18 protein-coding genes are annotated in these 20,669 nt (G+C 43.2%); 5 read left to right on the forward strand and 13 right to left on the reverse strand.

What is annotated here, in order from left to right; translation table 11 throughout:
* Window positions 1-90 precede the first annotated feature (90 nt).
* Window positions 91-1,638, reverse strand: a complete 1,548-nt coding sequence (locus L3V31_RS17240; RefSeq protein WP_237317756.1) for a glutamate synthase-related protein — start codon at window positions 1,636-1,638, stop codon at window positions 91-93.
* A gap of 152 nt (window positions 1,639-1,790) precedes the next feature.
* On the opposite strand from L3V31_RS17240, the gene L3V31_RS17245 reads away from it, so the two are divergent.
* Entirely contained in the window at window positions 1,791-2,270 is a 480-nt protein-coding gene (locus tag L3V31_RS17245) for a YbaK/EbsC family protein (protein WP_237317758.1), read from the forward strand.
* A gap of 66 nt (window positions 2,271-2,336) precedes the next feature.
* Here L3V31_RS17245 and L3V31_RS17250 read toward each other — a convergent pair whose 3' ends face one another.
* The gene (locus tag L3V31_RS17250; RefSeq protein ID WP_237317760.1) at window positions 2,337-3,029 is read right to left on the reverse strand and encodes a response regulator; all 693 of its coding nucleotides are present in this window, start codon (window positions 3,027-3,029) and stop codon (window positions 2,337-2,339) included.
* Window positions 3,026-4,600 (reverse strand): sensor histidine kinase, encoded by a 1,575-nt coding sequence (locus L3V31_RS17255; protein ID WP_237317761.1) that lies wholly within the window; start codon window positions 4,598-4,600, stop codon window positions 3,026-3,028. The genes L3V31_RS17250 and L3V31_RS17255 overlap by 4 nt, the downstream gene beginning before the upstream one ends.
* Window positions 4,601-4,874: 274 nt before the next feature.
* Between L3V31_RS17255 and L3V31_RS17260 the strand changes: the two genes are divergently transcribed.
* Window positions 4,875-6,278: an anion permease gene (locus L3V31_RS17260; RefSeq protein WP_237317763.1), complete on the forward strand. Its 1,404-nt coding sequence runs from the start codon at window positions 4,875-4,877 to the stop codon at window positions 6,276-6,278.
* A gap of 62 nt (window positions 6,279-6,340) precedes the next feature.
* Here the strand turns inward: L3V31_RS17260 and L3V31_RS17265 are convergent, their stop codons facing one another.
* Both L3V31_RS17265 and L3V31_RS17270 read right to left on the reverse strand, forming a co-directional pair.
* Window positions 6,341-6,889, reverse strand: coding sequence for a GNAT family N-acetyltransferase (locus L3V31_RS17265; RefSeq protein WP_237317766.1), 549 nt, complete (start codon window positions 6,887-6,889; stop codon window positions 6,341-6,343).
* A 9-nt stretch (window positions 6,890-6,898) separates the two neighbouring features.
* Window positions 6,899-7,354, reverse strand: a complete 456-nt coding sequence (locus tag L3V31_RS17270; protein WP_237317767.1) for an NUDIX domain-containing protein — start codon at window positions 7,352-7,354, stop codon at window positions 6,899-6,901.
* Between the two features lie 194 nt (window positions 7,355-7,548).
* On the opposite strand from L3V31_RS17270, the gene L3V31_RS17275 reads away from it, so the two are divergent.
* Window positions 7,549-8,454, forward strand: a complete 906-nt coding sequence (locus tag L3V31_RS17275) for a DMT family transporter (protein ID WP_237317769.1) — start codon at window positions 7,549-7,551, stop codon at window positions 8,452-8,454.
* 52 nt (window positions 8,455-8,506) lie between these two features.
* Here the strand turns inward: L3V31_RS17275 and L3V31_RS17280 are convergent, their stop codons facing one another.
* From L3V31_RS17280 to L3V31_RS17290, 3 genes are all read right to left on the reverse strand, one after another.
* Window positions 8,507-8,893, reverse strand: coding sequence for an MAPEG family protein (locus L3V31_RS17280; RefSeq protein ID WP_020334771.1), 387 nt, complete (start codon window positions 8,891-8,893; stop codon window positions 8,507-8,509).
* Between the two features lie 63 nt (window positions 8,894-8,956).
* Entirely contained in the window at window positions 8,957-9,679 is a 723-nt protein-coding gene (locus L3V31_RS17285) for a sulfite exporter TauE/SafE family protein (protein WP_237317786.1), read from the reverse strand.
* 195 nt (window positions 9,680-9,874) lie between these two features.
* Window positions 9,875-10,255 carry a hypothetical protein gene (locus L3V31_RS17290; protein WP_237317771.1) on the reverse strand — a complete coding sequence of 127 codons (381 nt, stop codon included), beginning with the start codon at window positions 10,253-10,255 and terminating at the stop codon, window positions 9,875-9,877.
* Window positions 10,256-10,617: 362 nt separating this feature from the next.
* Between L3V31_RS17290 and L3V31_RS17295 the strand changes: the two genes are divergently transcribed.
* On the forward strand, window positions 10,618-11,226 hold the full coding sequence (locus tag L3V31_RS17295) for a response regulator transcription factor (RefSeq protein WP_237317773.1): 609 nt from the start codon (window positions 10,618-10,620) through the stop codon (window positions 11,224-11,226).
* Here the strand turns inward: L3V31_RS17295 and L3V31_RS17300 are convergent.
* The 5 genes from L3V31_RS17300 to L3V31_RS17320 form a co-directional block, all read right to left on the reverse strand.
* Window positions 11,223-12,110 carry a LysR family transcriptional regulator gene (locus tag L3V31_RS17300; RefSeq protein WP_237317775.1) on the reverse strand — a complete coding sequence of 296 codons (888 nt, stop codon included), beginning with the start codon at window positions 12,108-12,110 and terminating at the stop codon, window positions 11,223-11,225. The two genes, L3V31_RS17295 and L3V31_RS17300, sit on opposite strands and share 4 nt — an antisense overlap.
* 180 nt (window positions 12,111-12,290) lie before the next feature.
* Window positions 12,291-13,652 carry a GGDEF domain-containing protein gene (locus L3V31_RS17305; protein ID WP_237317788.1) on the reverse strand — a complete coding sequence of 454 codons (1,362 nt, stop codon included), beginning with the start codon at window positions 13,650-13,652 and terminating at the stop codon, window positions 12,291-12,293.
* A gap of 2 nt (window positions 13,653-13,654) precedes the next feature.
* Window positions 13,655-14,266, reverse strand: a complete 612-nt coding sequence (locus L3V31_RS17310; protein WP_237317776.1) for a response regulator transcription factor — start codon at window positions 14,264-14,266, stop codon at window positions 13,655-13,657.
* Window positions 14,267-14,269: 3 nt separating this feature from the next.
* Window positions 14,270-15,424 (reverse strand): EAL domain-containing response regulator, encoded by a 1,155-nt coding sequence (locus L3V31_RS17315; RefSeq protein WP_237317778.1) that lies wholly within the window; start codon window positions 15,422-15,424, stop codon window positions 14,270-14,272.
* Window positions 15,408-19,082, reverse strand: a complete 3,675-nt coding sequence (locus tag L3V31_RS17320) for a transporter substrate-binding domain-containing protein (RefSeq protein WP_237317780.1) — start codon at window positions 19,080-19,082, stop codon at window positions 15,408-15,410. The genes L3V31_RS17315 and L3V31_RS17320 overlap by 17 nt, the downstream gene beginning before the upstream one ends.
* A 472-nt stretch (window positions 19,083-19,554) precedes the next feature.
* Here L3V31_RS17320 and ylqF point away from each other — a divergent pair, with 472 nt between their 5' ends.
* The gene (ylqF, locus tag L3V31_RS17325) at window positions 19,555-20,499 is read left to right on the forward strand and encodes a ribosome biogenesis GTPase YlqF (RefSeq protein ID WP_237317782.1); all 945 of its coding nucleotides are present in this window, start codon (window positions 19,555-19,557) and stop codon (window positions 20,497-20,499) included.
* Window positions 20,500-20,669: the final 170 nt, after the last annotated feature.

A 20,669-nucleotide genomic window follows, 5' to 3' on the forward strand; every position in this document is an offset into this window, starting at 1 on the left:
CAGATTGCTGATGACTTTTTGGTCAATATTTTGTTACGTATGAAATGGGTATTTGCAACTAAACATGTACCCATTTATCGTTAACTTCCATCAACGGTAAATATCCGTCACGCCCGCATACTTCACTCCAGATAACTGCGCCATATTTCTATCCCATGTCGCTAAATCATTTATGTTGAACTGACTTAGGGCATCGTGCCCGCACGCCCTAGCCATAACCTGCATCAGCTCTACAGACGCATCGAAAAAGTTTTTCAATTGTTTGGATGATTTTTCGATATCAAGACGCTGCCTTAAATCGGATTTTTGCGTGGCAATGCCCGCGGGACAGTTGTTGGTGTTACAAATTCGTGCTGCGACACACCCGATAGATTGCATTGCACTATTTGCAATTGCTACGCCATCCGCCCCTAATGCCAAGGCTTTAACAAAGTCCATTGGCACTCTCAATCCACCAGTTACAATCAGCGTGACATTGTCACTAACACCTTTTTGATCCAAATATTTACGAGCACGAGCTAAAGCAGGGATGGTTGGAACACTAATGTGGTCACGAAACATTGATGGTGCTGAACCAGTACCACCACCACGGCCATCTAGAATGATGTAATCCGCACTTGCATCCAAAGCAAACTGAATATCTTGTTCAATATGATTTGCGCTAAGCTTAAAACCAATGGGTATACCTCCAGTGATGGCACGCACTCTATCTGCGAACTTCCTGAAATCACGTGCAGAATGGAGATCTTTAAATGTCGGAGGCGATATCGCAGGCTCGCCCTCAGGAATGCCACGTATTTCCGCTATTCTACCTACGTTTTTACTTCCCGGCAGGTGTCCTCCAGTTCCCGTTTTCGCGCCCTGTCCGCCTTTAAAATGGAAAGCCTGTACGCCATGTAATTTTGACTCAGCGTAGCCAAATTGTGCACTAGCAAGCTCATAAAAATAACGAGAGTTTGCGGCTTGCTCTTCAGGCAGCATCCCCCCCTCACCAGAGCAAATTCCTGTTCCTGCTAATTCCGCGCCTTTAGCAAGTGCAATTTTTGCCTCCTCCGATAGTGCGCCAAAGCTCATGTCCGAAACTAATAAAGGGATCGCTAACTTGAGAGGCTTACGTGCGTTTGGTCCAACGATTAACTCGGTCGCTACTGGCACATCTTCCATCAAAGGTTGCGTGGCCAACTGAGCAACCATAATTTGTATTGCGTCCCAATGTGGTAGAAGGTGTCTTGGTACCCCCATTGCTGCCATGGGGCCATGATTCCCTCGTTTAGATAACCCTTCCCTCGCCAGTTGGTGAATAAACTCCAGCGTGGGTTCTTCTTGTGTCGACGTAGCCGCAGGTTTTCCGCTTTTCTCTTTCTTAACTTCCGGTGCTTCGTGCCCTACCTGATCTGCCGTAAATTGTTTATGGGTACCATCGCAAAACGGAGCATTTGAAGTCTGTTTGCAGCGACATAAGTAAGCCTCTTCATCTTTTTCGGCGACAAAACTCATCGGCTTCAGGCCAGTCCCTGAATGTGAACCATCACAATAGGGTTGGCTCTTAGAGCGACCACAACGACAGAAATAATATTCCTGCCCTTCCACCAAGTTGACTTTGATTGGCTTGTTATCGGCGATAATTGATTTACTCATGTTGCCTCCAGTTCTGTTACCACCTGTCAGTGTCGCAGGATTTAACGTAAGCGTAGGACAGGTGCGTATAAGCGTCATTGAACATAGAGAAAATAAGCGTTTGCTTCACATCTCTCCTATACTTTTTAAGGGTGAATACACGTGGAGGCTTTATGACGATTGCAACCCGATTAGATCAATACCTGACTGATCATAATATTCACTTTCAAACAGTGAATCACAGCCACAGTCATAGCTCGCTTCAAAGTGGTGTATCTGCAGGTATACCTTTGATGAATTTGGCAAAAGCCGTGATCCTTGAAGATCATGAAGGTCATCATATGATGGCGGTATTACCAGCCAACAATAAAATCAGCTTGTCGAGACTAAACGATGAGTTCAACGCTTCTTTCCATTTAGTTAAAGAAAGCATGGTTTATCAACTTTTTACCGACTGCGAACATGGAGCAGTTCCGCCAATTGGTAGCCCTTATCACATGGCAACGGTGTGCGATGAAAGATTAGCAAACCTGGATCATGTCTATCTAGAAGCGGGTGACCATGAAACATTGATCAAGCTAGACAAAGAGTCGTTTAAAGAATTGATGAGCGACTGTAAATACCTAAGGTTCAGTAGTGAGGTTCTACATTGATGCTCCCCTAAACCTCGACAAAGGCTCTTTTCGAACTTCGTTAAGAGCCTTTTTTATCAAAATGACTTAACTTTCTGAAACATGTTTATTGCGATAAACCCGTGCTGGACGACCTACCTTCCCATGCTCTAGAAATGCCACCAAATCCCCCTGCTCTACCGCTTTATCCAGATAGCGGCGAGATGTACTTTTACTGATTGGCAATAGTTCCGGTACGCTGGCGGCGGTGTGTTCAACATGGCCATTAGTGAAAAGATCTATAACCTGTCGATACATAAAAGGATCGAGACCTGCTAACTCGATCTGGCTCAGCTCAACCTTGTTAGACTTACCAGAATGAAAAAGATCATCTAACTGCGATTGGCGAAATGTGCCTTGGCTGCTTGTGTGATTTTTCACTTTCGAGAATCGCTGTAAACTTTCGGTAAGACGTGAATAATCCATTGGCTTAACCAAGTAATCAAACGCGCCAAATCGGTGAGCTTTTTGAACCGTATCGGCATCGTTGGCCGCCGTAACCAAAATACACTCTGGTTTATGTTCACTATTGAGCCACTGATAAACCAGATCAACGCCCAGGCCGTCGGGAAGATAGTTGTCGACAATGACTAAATCTGGTTGGATTCTTTCTACTAATTGGCGAGCGATATGGATGTTACCAGCAATGCCAACCACCTGATATTTTTCGACTTGTTCTACAAAGTGGTGATGCAACTCAGCAATGCTGGGGTCATCTTCTACAATCACAACGCTTATCATGCCATCTCCTTAGAAAAATACACGGTGAATGCCGTTTCTAACTCGTCGCTATCGAGTTCTATATGGCCTAGTCCTTGCTCAACTATCGAACGTACAATGTGCATTCCTACGCCATGTTCCGACTTGCTTTGTTTACTGGTAAAACCCAGCTCGCACAAGGTTTCGAGTTCACTTTCAATCACAGGCCCATTGTTCACTATTTGGATAGTGTACTCGCAGTCAGATTCTGAGATATGAATATCGATATAACCTGTTTCTTTCCCTTTCACTGCGTCCAGCGAGTTTTGTGCCAAATTGCCTATCAAACCACACAGCTGCTCTTCCGATAAACGCTTAGAGAGCCGACTCAAATCACTTTGACAATCAATACTCAACGCAACACCCAGCTCATTCGCTTTACTTGCCTTAGCCAGAATCAACGCAGACAAGGCTGGCAGGTTATGAAGAGCACGCAATGAATCCAATTGTGACTGGCTAGCTTTCGCTTGCGATAAACACACCGCTAATGCTTTTTCGTAAGCCCCCATCTGAAGTAAGCCCGAAATGGTCGAGAGTTTATTTTGATATTCGTGCCGAGTCACTCTCATGTTTTCCATGTACTGGTTTACCTGACTGATTTTCTCCGAGAGTACGTGCATCTCATTTTGGTCACGCAAGCTAAACACAGCGCCGTAAGGCTCTCCGCCAGAGGTACGTAAAGTCACTCGGTTAACCACCAAGTTTTTACCGTTCACGCGAGTTAAGCCATTGATGTAGTCTTCCCCATCGAGAGAAAAACAGGTTGGGTCATCAACACCATCAATGAATTCGTCACCATGCTCTTTGTTATAGTTCAGCATCGAACGAGCCGAATCATTAATAAGATATAAATGCCCTTTAGAGTTTATCGCGACCAATCCCTCATAAGTCGCTTCCAAAACGCCTTGATACGTTTTTAATGCTTGCCTAAGCTGCCAGGGTTCCATCTCCTGCATCTGTTTTCTGACATAGTGTGAAAACTTCCAAGACAACCAAATACAAATGCAAACAGCACCAAGTCCGAAAACAATCAAAGGTAACAGGCGTTCGCTGGTCCATAAATCCAATGTATCAATAAGATATCCGACTTTAATCATGCCGATCACGCTGCCATCGTCTAGCAAAATTGGCGAAATATAACGAATAGAAGGGCCTAATGAACCAATACCGTAGGATAAGTATGATTCTCCACTGCTTAATGCTCTTTCAATATCGCCACCAGTGACATGAAGACCAATGCGTTCCTCTACGGGATGTGCCAGCCTGATACCGTTTTTATCGCTAACGGTAATAAAATCCGCATCGCTTACCGCCTGAACTGCTGTGATAATCTCTGAAACAGCTTCGGCTTTACCAGATGAAACTGCGATAACGAGGCTGGGTAACTGAGATAACTGCTGAGACTGTACTTGTGCTCGCAAACTGATTTGATGTGTGAGGATTTCATCCAATTGATACGCACTGTAACTCCACCAGCTCAACATACCAAATAGCATCACGCCACTCAGTAAAGCGGCCAGTTGTTTAGTGAAGGTAAAAGAGGTGAGAGACACGTCAGATTTCCTAAAAGTTACCTAGCCCAAGCTTACCGTAAGTCTGAACGAATGATTGAGCAATACGCACTAAAACTTGACTCACATCTCAATGATAAATTTTATGATTTTTATTAATTTAATGAGTTTATTCTCAATGAGTTTGCAGCCCGAACCTGCCTCAGTACCCAAGTTAAATAAGTGCAAAAACAACTTCCCCATCAAATTGATTTATCTCAGTTTTCTTTACGATCCAGACCCTATTATGAGCAAAATTTAACTTGGAGATGGATGTATGTATGATTCCAAAATGAAAATGCTATTGCTGGTCGCGATAGGCTGTATATTGTGGTTTATCCCAACACCTGAAGGACTATCCGACCAAGCTTGGCAAATGATGGCAATTTTTGTCACGACTGTACTGAGTTTGATTCTCGCCCCTTTACCTCTTGGCGCAATGGCCTTAACGGCTTTAACTGTGGCGACTTTACTTGGTGTGTTACCGATTAAAACCGCACTCACTGGCTTTGCTCACCCGACAATCTGGATGATCGCCGCTGCGTTTTTTATCTCGCGTGGCTTTATCACAACCGGTTTTGGACGACGCGTGGGTTACTGGTTTATTGCAAAATTAGGCCATAACTCGCTTGGGCTTGCTTACGGCCTTGTTTTAACAGATTTGCTGTTTGCACCAGCAACGCCAAGTACAACAGCACGCTGTGGCGGCATCATCTCTCCTTTATTCCGTTCTGTCGCCAGCGCATACGATTCTGATCCAGAAAAAGGAACAGAAAACCGCATCGGCGCTTTCTTGGTTCAGTGTATCTTCCAATGTAATGCCATCACTTGTGCTATGTTCCTGACCTCAATGGCAGGTAACCCTCTGGCCGCGAACTTCGCAAAAGAACAAGGGGTAGAAATTACATGGGCTGGCTGGGCAACTGCGGCAATTGTACCGGGCTTGCTTTGTTTGTTCCTGATTCCACTTGTGATGTACTTTGTGTTCCCGCCGGAGTTAAAGAAAACCCCAGAGATGCGCGAAATCGCTCGTAAGAAATTGGCAGAAATGGGCAAGATGACACGTGATGAAATCATGGTTGGTATCACCTTCGTTGGTATGGTGTCACTTTGGGTTCTTGGCCCCACGTTAGGCATTCATTCAACGGTCACTGCGCTACTGGGCTTGGTGTTCTTGCTTATGACACGCACCATTACCTGGGACGCGGTACTCGGTGAAAAAGAAGCCTGGCATACCATCACTTGGTTCGCCGTTCTGGTGATGATGGCGGCACAACTTAACAGCCTGGGCTTTATCGGCTGGTTCAGTCAGTCTATGAGCGAATCGTTGTCTGGATTTGGCTGGGTTACAACGGTTGTTGTACTGCTGCTGGTTTACTATTACAGCCACTACTTAATGGCAAGTGCAATGGCACATATTAGCGCAATGTATTCTGCATTCCTGGCGATCGCTATTTCAGCGGGGGCACCACCAATGCTGGCTGCAATCGTTTTAGGTATTTTCAGTAACCTGTACATGTCAACGACCCACTACTCTTCTGGCCCAGCACCAATACTATTTGGCGCAGGATTTCATAGCCTTCAAAGCTGGTGGAAAATCGGCTTTATCTTCTCTCTCATCGTTATCCCAGTATTTATCTTCGTGGGCGGCGCATGGTGGAAATTACTTGGTCTTTGGTAAGTCTTGCGAAGGCCTTTTCGAAAAGCAAAAAACCGCCCATTAAGGCGGTTTTTTTAAATACTTTATCTCAGAGGCAACTCATAGACTCCCAACCGCTGAGAACGATCCAACATATCAAACTCATGATCCAGATAGTGTTTCAATTTCGCCCCGGTTCGCTCGGCAATTTTGATACTCGCTATATTTTCTTCCAAGCAGTGGAATTGGACAGATTTAGCATTGCCTCTCTTTTTAAGATGAAGGATGAGAACCGAAAGAGCCTGATCAATCAATTTATTACCTCTGCCATAATCCGCAAGCCAATAACCGATTTCGGTCGCGTGCGTCTCTGGATCGACCCCTTTTGAGCCAATCACGCCGGAAAATCGGTCGTCAAAGTAAATAGCAAACCAATACGCATCGACTGCGTTGCTATCCACTCTTTGTGAAATGTAGTGGCGAGCTTCTCGTCTGTTGGTCACAAACTCAGGCCAGGGTAAATAAACCGTTAGCCTTTCACGATTGGCATTGACGGTTTCTAGCAGCTCTAAGGTGTGTTTCGACGCTAACGGCTCCATCGATACTCTGTCAGATATCGCAAAGCGTTGTTGTAAATCATCGGCTTGAAGCATTATCTTCCTTTAGTCTTGTTCTATGAGTGTGAAAGGAGTCAGTTTGGACTTATCAACATAATGCATCCACACGTGTTCATAAAGTTTGTGTTGATTTGCAAAAGGCGCCAATTGTTTCGCTTCTTCTAATGTACACCAGCAATATTCAGTATGCTCGTTGTTTAGCGTGACACCTTGATTGGGCTGGCAGAACATAACAAAACAAGGGATAACCATGATTCGGTTCTTTTTCGCTTCATAAAACTGCTCCAGAAAGTCGGCGGTATGCAGCTCTACATCGGTTATCTGTGTTTCTTCTTTAAGTTCTCTTAAGATGGTTTGCCATCCTAACTCCCCCTCTTCGACGCCGCCTGCAACGTGGCACCAGTAGCCGCCTTTCACGCGTTTTAAGAGCAACATTTTCATCACGCCATCAATCTCAGAAATGACGACACCTGACACGTGGGTTGCTTGTACTGGAATCATGTTATTTCCTTGTGAGTTAGGCTAATTTATACCAACCATAAAACGTAATGTATCGATGCATTGCTATTGATTGGCGAAGCGGATAGATATCAAAGTGCAATCTCATTTTATCGGCAAATTTCATTTTATCTAGTGGCTTATTTTAACCACTTAGTATGTTAAAGTGAGATCTCACGCAACAATCGAGCATTCTCATGTCTAATTCTTTAAGCGCCATGATTCCCATTGGTGTTCGCTTTATGGTTCTTTCTGCCTTTGGTTTCGCACTGATGTCCGCGACGGTTAAACACGTCAGTTTATACGGTATCCCCGTTTTTGAGATCGTCGCAGCAAGGGCTCTGGTTTCCTTAGTGATTAGTTACTTAGACGTGAAGCGTAAACGAATTTCTATCTGGGGAAACAACAAACCTTTATTGCTCCTACGTGGCGCTGTCGGTACCGTTGCGTTGGTCTGTGTTTACTACTCGGTCACTACACTACCTTTGGCAGAAGCGACCATATTCCAATATATTCATCCAGCATTTACCGCTTTGCTCGCGGTATTTTTCTTAAAAGAGCGGATTCAACCATCGACATTGGTTTGTATCGCTTTATGTTTACTGGGTATCTATGTGATGGTGCGCCCCGAAACCGGTGCATCAGCGGAACATGCACTGCCTCCATTTAGCGTCATGATGGCATTGTTAGGCGCGTTTGGTAGCTCTATCGCGTATGTAATCGTCAGAAAATTGAGCCGGACAGAAGACAGTTCAGTCATTATTTTCTACTTCCCTCTTGTCGCCCTGCCAGCGTCGATAATATTGATGGGAGACAACTTTGTTGTGCCTGATCTTTATCTGACTATCATGTTGGTTTTAATTGGTGTTTTCACGCAAATTGGTCAACTTGGTATGACGAAAGCGATGCAGACTCAAGAAGCAGGCAAAGCCTCAGCCTACTCTTATATTCAGATAGTCTTTTCTGGCCTGATAGGTATTGTCGTCTTTGGTGAGCTACCGTCAGTATGGACGTACATTGGTGCAGGGTTAATCGTCACAGGTGCGATGATTAACGCGTTTGGTCGACACATTCGATTACCCTTCGCTCGCAGAAGTGCTTAAAAAAGATTAGTCAAAGTAACAAGCCCGGCAGACAACATCCATGCTGGGCTTGTTACCAAATCTTGTCGTAAGGTAGATAAATCAAATTCAAAACAACCAACGCAGCCATGATTAGAAAAGTCAGCTGCATCCCTTTAACCCGCCCTTTGAATCTCTCTTGCAAAATACCTCGCGCGTGAATAATACGCCCAATCACGAAGATAATACCGGTGAGATGTATCCAAACTGGTTGCGCGCCGTTGTACTCCAATAGCGCCATTAGTATCAATGTAATGGGAATGTATTCACTCGCATTGCTTTGCGCACTTCGCGCTATTTGAAGCGCTTCAACCCCACCATCTGCGTAAGCGACCTTATTCTTGCGTCTCAGTTTAATAACCTGAATTGCCAGCCAAATCAGTAGTACTGTCAAAATACAAGCGTAGAGAGCCGTAATCATATCCATTCCTTTTGATTTATCGTTTTATCACTAAAGTTAATTCACGAAGCAGCTTCAGACAACCTATAAAGTCACTCCCTGTACAATAGCCGTAAAGCCGCTTACAAAACAAAGTGTCAGTGCACCAATTCGGATTTTTTCTTTTGGTAAAGACTGAGTCGTTTTAATCGCTAGCCAATAGCCAAGCGCCGCTGCAGGCAGCAGAGGAATAGTGATAAGTAAATGATTCCATGTGAAAAAGCCAGCGGGTATCTGAACAATCAATGAAATGATAGAGCTGACGACGAAGAAAGCCGATAGGTTACCGCGTAACTGATTAGCCTCTTGATGTTGCAGCAAGAGTGCCATTGGCGGCCCTCCTATCGCTGAACTGGTACCAAACAAGCCAGAAAAGAAACCCGCAAATGTCATACGCGTTGGCGTTGGTTCAATTCTAAACGGCAAAACACTCACAATCACGGCGAACAGTACTAGAATACCAATCCACAGCGTAAGTGCTTCTGTTGTTACAAAAAACAGCATTACTCCACCGGCGATAGAGCCCGGAATACGCCCAATCAATGCCATTTTCAAACCACCAATCTCAACGCTACTGCGGTGTTTAAAAGCATTCAGCAAAGAGATAAATAAAGCGACTAAACAGATAGGCGCAGGAACGTATTCTGGAGACCAGATAATAAGCAAAGGAGCAGCAACAATCGCTAAGCCAAAGCCAATTGCCGTTTGAACGTAGGAACCCAGAAAGATCAGACCTAACGCAACCAAGTTTATCGAATCGAATTCCATCGAGACCATTCTTATTTTTAATGAGACAACGATAGCGTCACCAAGTATCTTACGTACGTGGTTCGCGTAACCTTGTGTAGCATTCATTAAAGTAAATGAAAATACAACGTATTTATCCCAATTAACCCCGAGTAATCTGGTTGAGTGAATCGGCGATTCAATAACAAAACAGCTGTCTAACGTGCTTGCCTGTACTTAAGCTCCTTGCTGTACTGCTTTTAGCTCAGATACCTGGGTAACGACTTCATCAAACTCCGCGCGATCATTACTCAAACACAACCCTGACTCAACGACTCCTATCTCTTCATTATTGTAAACAGAAACACGAAGCTCATATTTCTTAGTCAGGACATAACTTGAACCAAACACAATCGTAAATACAACGACCCACAGTATTGGATGTAGCAAAGCAACGACAAAACTAAATACAACCGCTATAAGCGCAGCGCGCTTTACTTTGCTTTTACTATCGTACTCTTTAACGTAAATGCTGATGACTTTGGAAATTGCTAATGGTTTAGGGCTGTTTTTACTAACAATAGCCCCACTTTCTACCCAAACACGATGTTTTGTCATTTCTACTCCCGAAGCACAATGCATGCTCTATAACTCAAAGACAATTGTTCTGAAACTTATTATGCAAACTTACTCGTATTTCATCTTCACTAATTGTGAGAGTTAACTCGCATACTGATTCGTACCTTCAGACATTTGGTCCTGTAAAGGTAATTACATCAATGAGTTGTAATTAGAAAATTATCGCCAGGAGCCTCGATTACAAGGTTTGTCTTAACCTTGATAAACCAATTTTTTGTGTGAATTTCGTTTTTCGAAAATGTCATTTTCCTTCAATTAATCAAGAATTTTCCTACAATCCTAATCAATCCGATAAGGTTATATGCGGGCAAACAATTAACTTTAATTAAATGAGGTCCACTGTGAAAAACGTTCTTATTATTGATGCTCAACCGCTTTACAGTGATGCACTTGCGACTCTTGTAAACAATGTAATGAATACTGCAGACGTAAAACAGTCGACAAGCAGCGCAGAAGTCATGGACTTAGTTCGAAATCAATGGATTGATTTAATTATCTTAGATGTAGTTGTTGGCGATCGAGATGGTATGCGTTTAGCAAAGAATATTTTAGCGACCGGGTACCAAGGTAAGATTCTTTTTATCTCTTCAAAAGACTATTCGAGCCTATCAAAAGCCGCTTATGAGCTTGGCGCGAATGGCTTTTTGAACAAAAACGAGAGCAAACAAACCATTATGGACGCTATTGTCGGTGTTTCTCGTGGTTATTCGATATTTAAACTGAAACACACACAATCTTCAAACAGCATTGCTCTATCGAAAAGGGAGGCAATGGTGTTCCACTATTTAGCTCAGGGCTACTCAAATAAACGAATTTCTGAGCAGCTGTCACTGAGTGCGAAAACCATCAGTACTTATAAAACAAGAATTTTGAAAAAGTACCACGCGACCTCGTTGATAGAATTACTGCATACACTTCCGCAGTCAGAAAACACTCAGGTTTTCGGTTAATTCGCCATATATTTAGCAATTGCACCAGTTAAAAGCTGGTGCATTGCATCATAGCGATGACTTTGCTTCATCTGCAAAACGACTTTTGGCCAGCCATTTATATAATAGGATTCTGGAACCCGTATAAATCGATAACCGTCTATTGGTGATTGAAATTCGTGCAATACCGTTGCAGCGCCCATCTCTTTTACGAGTTTGAGTACCGCACTTACGTTATCAAAGGTTGCGACCCTGTTGATCGTCAAGCCTTTCTCCTCCATTCCACGTTTAACAATTTGTTCACGATCCTTCCAACCAACTAGTCCATGCATCACAAAAGGTAATTGAGCAGCATCCCTCAAAGTAGTAATGCCCGATTCCTCTGCAACTACCACAACCGCCGGTGCATAACCAACAAAGTGCTGGTATATGGACTTTGGCAGCTCATCGTTAAAATAATGCAGTTGAACATCTACTTTGCCAAGTAGTATATCTTCAACCGTATGCTCGTTATTGGTCGTTATCGTAATATGTGCTTTAGGAAACACCGACATTAATTCCATCGCAAGCAGGTGACCGAAAGAGTACTGTGCGACTTGAGGCAAAGAGATGATGATATCTTTCTCGTAGTTTTCTGGCTGAAACTCCGAATGCAGTAAACATGTTTCCAATTGGTCAAGCGCTTCAGTAATTTGCGGTAATTGGCGCACTAAATAGTCTGTTGGCTCAAAACGGTGAGGATGGCGAATAAATAGCTCATCGTTGAGCTGCTCTCGTAAACGGGCGAGATATTTACTGATCGATGCTTCGCTTTTCCCTAATGCTTTAGCCACCGGTTTAAGCTGACGATGCTTTTCTAGCAAAACCAAAATTTTCAAGAGATTGAGATCGAGATCTTTATTCAAAACGAGACACCACTTACGTCGGATATTCTTTAGCAGAAAAAGTAAGGCAGCCAACTTTCTACAAGTGGCGGCTCTAATATAAAAGACTAAAGTTCTCGTTTGGTCAAATTTATCAAATGGTTATGTCACCATACTGTTTGTATGTTCTTTTACACACAATATAACACCTGCCCTGCTGTACTAATCTCGTTGCTTTTTCATCTCATACAGCTCTTCGTCCGCACGTATAATCACATCATCAAGCACTTCATGCGCTTCGCTGGTGGCTAATCCTGTAGAAACACTAATTTCGATATCGAGCGCTTTTAGACGATTGTCCTTTACGACACCCTGTAATTTTTTGGCAAGCATAGACGCCTGGCTTTGGCTGCAACTAGGCAGAATAGCCAAAAACTCATCTCCCCCAGTGCGTACAAGATAATCGCTGTTTCTGAATACTTTCTTCATCGACTCTGCAATGATAGTGATAGCATCGTCACCAACATGATGCCCGTAGCAATCGTTAATTTTCTTAATTCGGTTGCCGTCTATCGCCATCACCGAGTAAGTAGCTTCAGCTAAGCGGTTTTTAAAGGTGCTATCCTTAAACAGCCTTCGATTATATAAGCCGGTAAGTTCATCTTTTGTTACATCAGTCAATGCGTTAGCAAGTTGCATTTTGTTCTGACTTGATTCGTGAGCCTTGGAGAAGTAGGCGAACGCAACAATAAAAAAGATGATGTATAGATAGCTATAATCCACGAGCAATTTGCTGAAAGGATATTGGTAAACGACCAAGTTATTGTTATCTGCCATGTAAGATTGGGTATAGGCAAAATGCGCCCATGGATAATCCGGAAAGTAGATGTTCAGCTGCTTATTACCATTGTTGATGATCGACTTTACCGCTTTTCCTTCTTCGTAAAGCGCAGTCAAATACATCTGAGTAGAAAATTCCCCTACCAATTCACCATGATGATAAACCGGACTCATCACGCACAATGCATATTCACCTGTAGAGCTGCTCTTAAACGGCTTAGAGAACAGCACACGATCCGTTAATTGGCCTTTCCATGCATCTTTAACGCAAGAAATATTCTCTTTACACACCTCTACATCGAATGCACTTTTATTATTTTCCAGCCCTTCAACCGGACGCTCAACGATCAGTTTATTTCCGGTATAAGAACGAAAATACAATACTGATTCAGTATCTTTATAAACACTCAGTAAATATTCTTCCGCCTCATGGAACACTTTACGTGCAACTGCTTCAACATAATTGAGTTTTTTACTGGAGTCTAAAGAATATATTGCATCGCGAAAACTCAAGTTCGTTTTCGATTCTATACTTTCAGCGCTGCTATTCTGGTGCTGATCAAGCTGAGATTCTGTCAGTAAGCCTAACAGAATTACTTGTTGTTTTACCTTAGATAACCGCTCTACATATGAGTGGAACTGCTTGTTCTCATATGAGAAAACTACCGCACCAATAGTAACGACCGACGTAACAAACAGTAAGGTAGCGATGAAGAGTGACCAAGAGATATTTCTTAGATTCACGTTCATATTACGTCCTTTAAATCGCCCGCAATCCTTGTCAACTCAACAATATTGTCAACGTTAAATTTGTCTAACACACGACGTTTATACGTGCTAACGGTTTTATCGCTGATGGATAATACCTCTGCGATATCGCGATTCGATTTACCTTGTAACAGATACTTCATTACCGCGCTCTCTCTGCTCGAAAGCTGCGGTGCCGCCTTTGCTTCACTTGCGACCTGCTTAAATTTAAAGAATGAGTACCCTTTCGATACCGCTTCTATGGCATCTTTGAGTATTTCATGGTTTTCAGATTTACATACATAACCATCTGCGCCCGACCGAAATGCCATTTGGCTGTACATTTGGCTTGTTTCAGCAGAGAAAAAGATAACTTTCCCTGAATAACCGTGTGACTTGATGCGTTTATAGAAGTCGAAGCCGTCACAGTCGGATAAGTTCACATCTAATATTAATAATTCGATGTCACATTCTTTTATCGCTGTCAGTGCTGCTCTCGAAGAAGTGGCTGTAATCACTTCACTTGCGACACCTAACTCTTCGAGAAGATATTTAATGGCAACACAAACCAGTGGATGATCGTCAAAGATTAAGCAGTTTAATTTATTCATTTTTTAGCTCAGTATGGTTATGGCTTCTAAGGGCATTGGTTTATTGATGTAAAAACCCTGGCAAAGGTCGATACCGTATTCACGCATGACTTTCATCGTCGCTTCGTCTTCAACACCTTCTGCGACAACAGGAATATTTAAACTTTTCGCTAATGAACGAATGGCAACGACGATATTTCTTTTTTTGGGATCACTTTCGATACCATGGACAAAAGAACGATCTATTTTGAGTTCGTTGAAAGGCAGTTGCGCGAGTTTTTCAAACGTCGACGAGCCAGTTCCAAAGTCATCGATAGATACCGTGACACCATTCATTCGCAACTTGAGTAAGTTTTTATAAATCGAAGCGCTAGCCTGAAACGTATCTCGCTCGGTGATTTCTATAGTGATTTGTTCAGGCTCAATGTCGTTGTCATGGCACATTTGAAGAAATCGGCTGGCAAACTGAGCATCTTGTAGGTTTGCGTGATCAACATTGATAGATACTTTTTGCGTTAAGCCACGGTTTTTGATGTCATAGATAACATTGCTGAATACCGCATCAAAAAGAGCTTTCGATAGACCACAGCGCTCAACAATGTTCAAAAAGTGGCAAGGCGACAATACACCATGTATTGGGTGATACCAGCGAGCCAGTACCTCATAACCTAACACCTCTCCACTTTTCGTACCAACCAACGGCTGATAGTAGTTTTTTACGCGCCCTTCATCTAACGCACAAATAAACTCGTGGTCTTCAACTTCGATCGGTTGAGTAAATGTCGCTTTCTTATGTGTCTCTTGCTGCATTTTTGCAACGATATCAGAGACTTCAATCTGGTCGTAAGGTTTCTGTAATTTACCAACCACCTCGAAACTAAAATCACTACACATGGCTTTGACCGCAGAAATAATGGTGAGATCCATCGCGCTAACTATCACCACTTTGCCTTGAAAATTGATCTGATCGAGTAACTCCATCATGTCGACGCCATCTCTCCCCGGCATCATGATATCGCAAAATATCACGTCAAATTGCGTGGTTTCTGCACACATAATGGCCTCATCTACGCAATTGAATGGCGCGACGTAAGCACCATGCTTGCGTAAGGCATGGTTCAGTAAAGTAGTTTGAAGAGGATGATCGTCGATCACCATCGCGCTAAATGTTCTGTTCATGTATTTCTTTCCAGTTCGCTACATTCTCGATCTCCTTTTCGATATGTATAATGAGTTCCGCTGCAAATTTATCCAATTCTGTCGCACTGACCTTCTCTGCCTCAATGCACAGATCGGTTAACAGTGAAATGCCTATCGCACCTACCGCTCCTTTTATCCCGTGAATCACTCGTTTTTTGTCTTTGTCAGTGGTTGCTTTCTTCAACTTAGACACATCCGCTGCCATCGATTGACTGAACACTTGGGCAATCTCTCTCGCATCTTGAGAGGTAAACTTATCAATCCAGTTTATTGATGGAACTTTTTCTTTATGTCCTAGAAAAGGAACCAAGATGGATTGCAATTTATCCAGGTCATACGGCTTATAAAGCACATTATCCATCCCCAGTTCGTTCGCTTTCTCACTTGCCAAGCGGGAGTCTTCAGCCGTAACCCCGATTATCGGGAGCGTTTCAAATACCGGTGAAGAACGCACGCGCTTAACCAACTCAAAACCGTCCATTTCTGGCATATGGAAGTCCGTTAGAAGTGCAGTGACCTGTTGATTTCGCTGCAGATACTCCCATGCTTCACGGCCGTTATCGACAATCACTGGCTCAATACCAAGCTCGCGCATCTGCATCAAAATGATGCTTTGGTTGATCGGGTTATCTTCTGCGATCAAAACCGTTCCCTCAACCCAAGAGAGCGTTTCTTGCTCTAAGTCTGTTGAAATCACATTTTGATGGCTTTGGTCAAACAGACTTAATAAGGTGTCAGGGTACTGGACCTCACGTAATGACAGATAAGTTGGCGCGATATCATGCTGACTAAACAACACACCTTTACAACGGCCTTCCCGATCTCGTTTAGGTAATAGGTTTACCGTGTTCGCTTCATTAGATGCTTTCATATTCCAGGTTTCACACCACTGACGAACACTCAATGGTAATGCGTCACTGTATGTCAGCTCTGGAAAGTATTCGCCGCTGAGTTCACACAGCGTAACTGGAAGCTTGACTGCCATCGTCGTGCCGAGGCCATATTGGGAATCAATCGCGAGATTTCCACCCATACATTGGATTAAGCGGTCGACTATACTGAGCCCTAAACCTGTTCCACCGTATTTGCGAGTAATGGTGTCATCGGCCTGAACAAAAGGGTCTAAAACACCTTTTAGCTGGCTTTCTGTCATCCCGATACCAGTGTCTGCCACTTTTAAAATCAGTTGAGACTCATGCACAATCACGCTAATCGCGATTTCACCTTCAGAGGTAAATTTAACCGCATTAGACAATAAGTTAGTGATGATCTGGATTAGCCTTAACGAGTCAATTTCAACAAGACGATGTCTGAAAGGCTTCACAGTTACCTTATAGTCCAAGCCCTTATCCAGCGCTTTAGGCTCAAAGCTACGTAAAACACCACAGAGCGTTGAAAGTAAGTCTATTTTTTCGGGCACAACGGTTAACTGCCCTGCCTCCAACTTGGAAAAATCGAGGACTTCGTCAACAAGCGTATTTAAATGATTAAGTGCATGCATCGCCTGAGAGGTAAGCTCTAAGTTAGATGAATCCTCTATCTGGCGCTGGAGTATGTCGAGAATACCGTGCACTGCGGACAGAGGCGTTCTCAACTCATGGCTCATGGTTGCCAAAAAGTTTTCACGTGCACGTACCGCCGTTTGTGCCTTCTCTTGCGCATCGATGAGTGCTTGTTCTCGATCTTTCTGATGCGTAATGTCTTGAATGACGGTGAGTACGAATTGTTTCTTACCACTCGGCGATGAAATAGACTTACGCTCACGGTAAAGATGATTAATACCTAATTTACAGCCTGATGACGCCACTTCTTCTGTAATTCGTTCCCCTTCAATAATTTTGCTCAACTCATCTTCGTTATCGACAAGACGTATCCCTGTTGAAGCGCGCTGAAGACTACAACCTTGGCACTGGCCATGTTTGTGCTGCGCACAGTTACTTATCTCCAAGTGATTGTTCTCGTCATGGATAAATACCAGGCTATTGATTTGCTGAATAATCTCCATGAGCCACTGCTTTTCTTTTTCTTCGTTGTTGGCATTCAACTCAGCCAGATTCACTTTTAATTTCAAGTGGGCCAAAACAAAGTACACCACAACTAACAACACAAAAAACGCAATCACTCCCAACACTACGATTCTTGTAATGTGTTCGTCTTTATAGCCATAGACCAAGTTGAAATTTCGGTGTGAACGAAGCAGTTTTTCTATCTCGTTTGAGTCAATCGTTTCGATAACACTATCGAGCATATTTTTTAGCTGTGTATTATGGTTAGACACAGCAAAGGCGATTGAGAATGTCAGTACGTCATGTTCATTAATGACTAAGTCATCGACCTGATCCTTTGTAATCAGGCTGTGGACAATATCATCAGGGACGTAAGCGATATCCAACTTACCTGATTTCAGATCCATCAATAGTTGCCTAGGATCATCGTAGCGAGAAAATCGCTCATGCTGCCATGAATCTAAGTGCACTAACCCTTGCTTTTTTAAACTGATTAAAATGCCGAGCTTCGAACTTTTGGTTACATCGACATTGCGCTCTTCCGTTCGAATAGACACGAAATCGTTGCGCATAAAAGGTTTAGTTAATAACCAGTCTGAAACTGGTGCTTCATCAACATAAGCAACAGGCACAAGGTCAGAGTTAAACGCGGTCAATCCACTGCTTAAGCTAGGGTTGGGCTTAACAAATTCAAAGGATAAGCCTGTTCGAGATTGAACTAACGCAATGAAATCCGGAAGAAAACCGTCCAAACGATCAGTGTGTGCATTCTTAAATAAAAACGGATACGCCTCTTCACTGCTGCTGTAAGTAATCTTGTGATCAGCGCCTAGCTGTTTGCGATACTCAGCTAACAACTTGTCGTTAATGTGGTAAAGGTTTTGAGAAGCAACAGAGCGAATATTTTTGCCACTCTTTTCCCATTTCAGAATCTTATCGAACTGATTAATCAGGTTTTGATTATCATGCGAAGTAATGAAGCTCACCTCTTCATGACTCAGCCACTCTGGTATGTCTACCAACCCTTTGACGATATTGTGCTGATCGAGATACTGGTTGATCGCAACATAAGTAGAAATTAGCGCGTTAGCTTTGCCGGAACGAACCTTATCAAAAGCCTCTGAACGGGTTTTCGCATAACTGATGTTGCCGAACCCCTGAGTTTTAAGGTTGTCACAATATGAGCTGCCCTCAACACATATCCAATGGATGTCTTGATGGTCGCGTCCCTTAAAGTTGGCATCTTGGTACCAAACAGCAATGGTGCTGAAAAAGAATGGCTGTGAAAACAGGAACCGACTTTCTCTGTCACTTGTTTTACTAAACCCTACTGCACCATCAATAACACCGTTCTCTACGTCGGCTAACAGAGGAGGAATATGCTTATAAGGACGAAGTTCAAGCTTGAGATTAAGCGCTTTTGAAATGTTGGTCAGGTAATCAAGGTTAATGTCATAAAAGGGACCAATATTGTCGCGTATTGAGTTTTCTTCGTTATGCTGAGTAATCACACCAACAACGACCGTTTCTTTTTGTTCTTTGCTAGTAATTACCGCTGATGCATCAAAAGAAACCGCGACACTAAAAAGCATAACGGATAACAAGAATTTTTTTCTTAGAATGCTGAACATAAAGACTTCCTCTAATTGGGAAGTCAGACTAATCTGAAGGACTCAAAAGTCAAATATCAAGAAGCCATGAGGATGCTGATAAAGCACTGATATTATTGACTTATTAAAAAATCCGTAGGCACATTCCTACAGACTATTCCACCTTTGACTACATTCTATTTGCGCTCAACACCTCAGCAAGTCATCTTAACTACATTGCACCCTACATATTTGAGCAAGATAAATAGTACAAGCGTAGGCTCAAATATTCGACACTTGATACTGAGTAAACGGTTTTTCTCCATCATCTTGGGTGCTCATTAGTATTACGTGATAAACTACACGATTAACAGCAGAATGAAGCTCAACTCTGCGGTACATTGGAAAGATACCTCGAATAACCAGTATGCTGGCCTCATCATATTGAGTAGCCTAATATTCAGGTTAGTAACCGTACCCCTTATGAGCAATAGAATTTAAGGTAGTAACTCAAATGGTTAACAACTCAATCCAGTGGTTTCCTGGCCACATGCACAAAGCACGTAAAGAGATCGAAGAAGCCATCCCACAGGTGGATGTGATCATCGAAGTACTGGATGCCCGTATTCCTTTTAGTAGCGAAAACCCTTTGATTTCCCAGATTCGTGGTGAAAAACCGGTCGTCAAGGTATTGAACAAACGCGATTTGGCTGACCCAGAACTGACTCAACTCTGGATTGATCATCTTGAGCAAGAACAGAATGTGAAAGCCATGGCTGTCACAACCTCTGAACCTCAGGAAGTTCATAAAATTATGGAACTTTGCCGTAAGCTTGCGCCTCACCGCGAAGAAATTGGTAAAAACATTCGTACCATGATCATGGGTATCCCAAATGTGGGGAAATCAACCATCATCAATACACTCGCAGGCCGTACGATCGCAGTAACGGGTAACCAGCCTGCGGTAACACGCCGTCAACAACGCATCAATCTTCAAAACGGCATTGTTTTATCTGATACTCCTGGAATTTTGTGGCCAAAAGTAGAAAACCCGCACAGTGGCTTTCGTCTTGCAGCGACAGGTGCAGTGAAAGACACAGCGATGGAATATGATGAAGTGGCATTTTACACCATCGAATACCTAGCCGCTCAATATCCTGAAAAACTGAAACAACGTTATCAAATCGATGAGCTTCCAGAATCTGATATAGAAATTATGGAAGAGATTGGTCGTCGCCGTGGCGCATTGCGAGCGGGTGGCCGTGTTGACCTACATAAAGTATCTGAGATTCTACTTCATGAGCTGCGTCAGGGTACATTAGGACAGATCACGTTAGAGCGCCCAGAAATGATTACGCAAGAGCTTATCGAAGTGGAAATCGAAACCGCGCGTAAAGAAGAAGAAAAAGCCAAGCGTAAAGAAGAGCGACGTAAACGCTACTTACGTAACAAACGTTAACCTGTTGCTCTTTAGTCGGACACCGAAAAGCTCAGTGCCATACTTAACGCCACTCGCTTAAGAGCGAGTGGCGTTTTTATTCCTTGAACGCGAACGCGTGGGATATTTAGCGGCTTTCTTAAGTACTGCTCTTGGATACGCTTTACGCTTCCTCTTCTCTGGCAGTATTA

This window comes from Vibrio sp. J1-1, from assembly GCF_021728395.1.
Classification (GTDB): domain Bacteria; phylum Pseudomonadota; class Gammaproteobacteria; order Enterobacterales; family Vibrionaceae; genus Vibrio.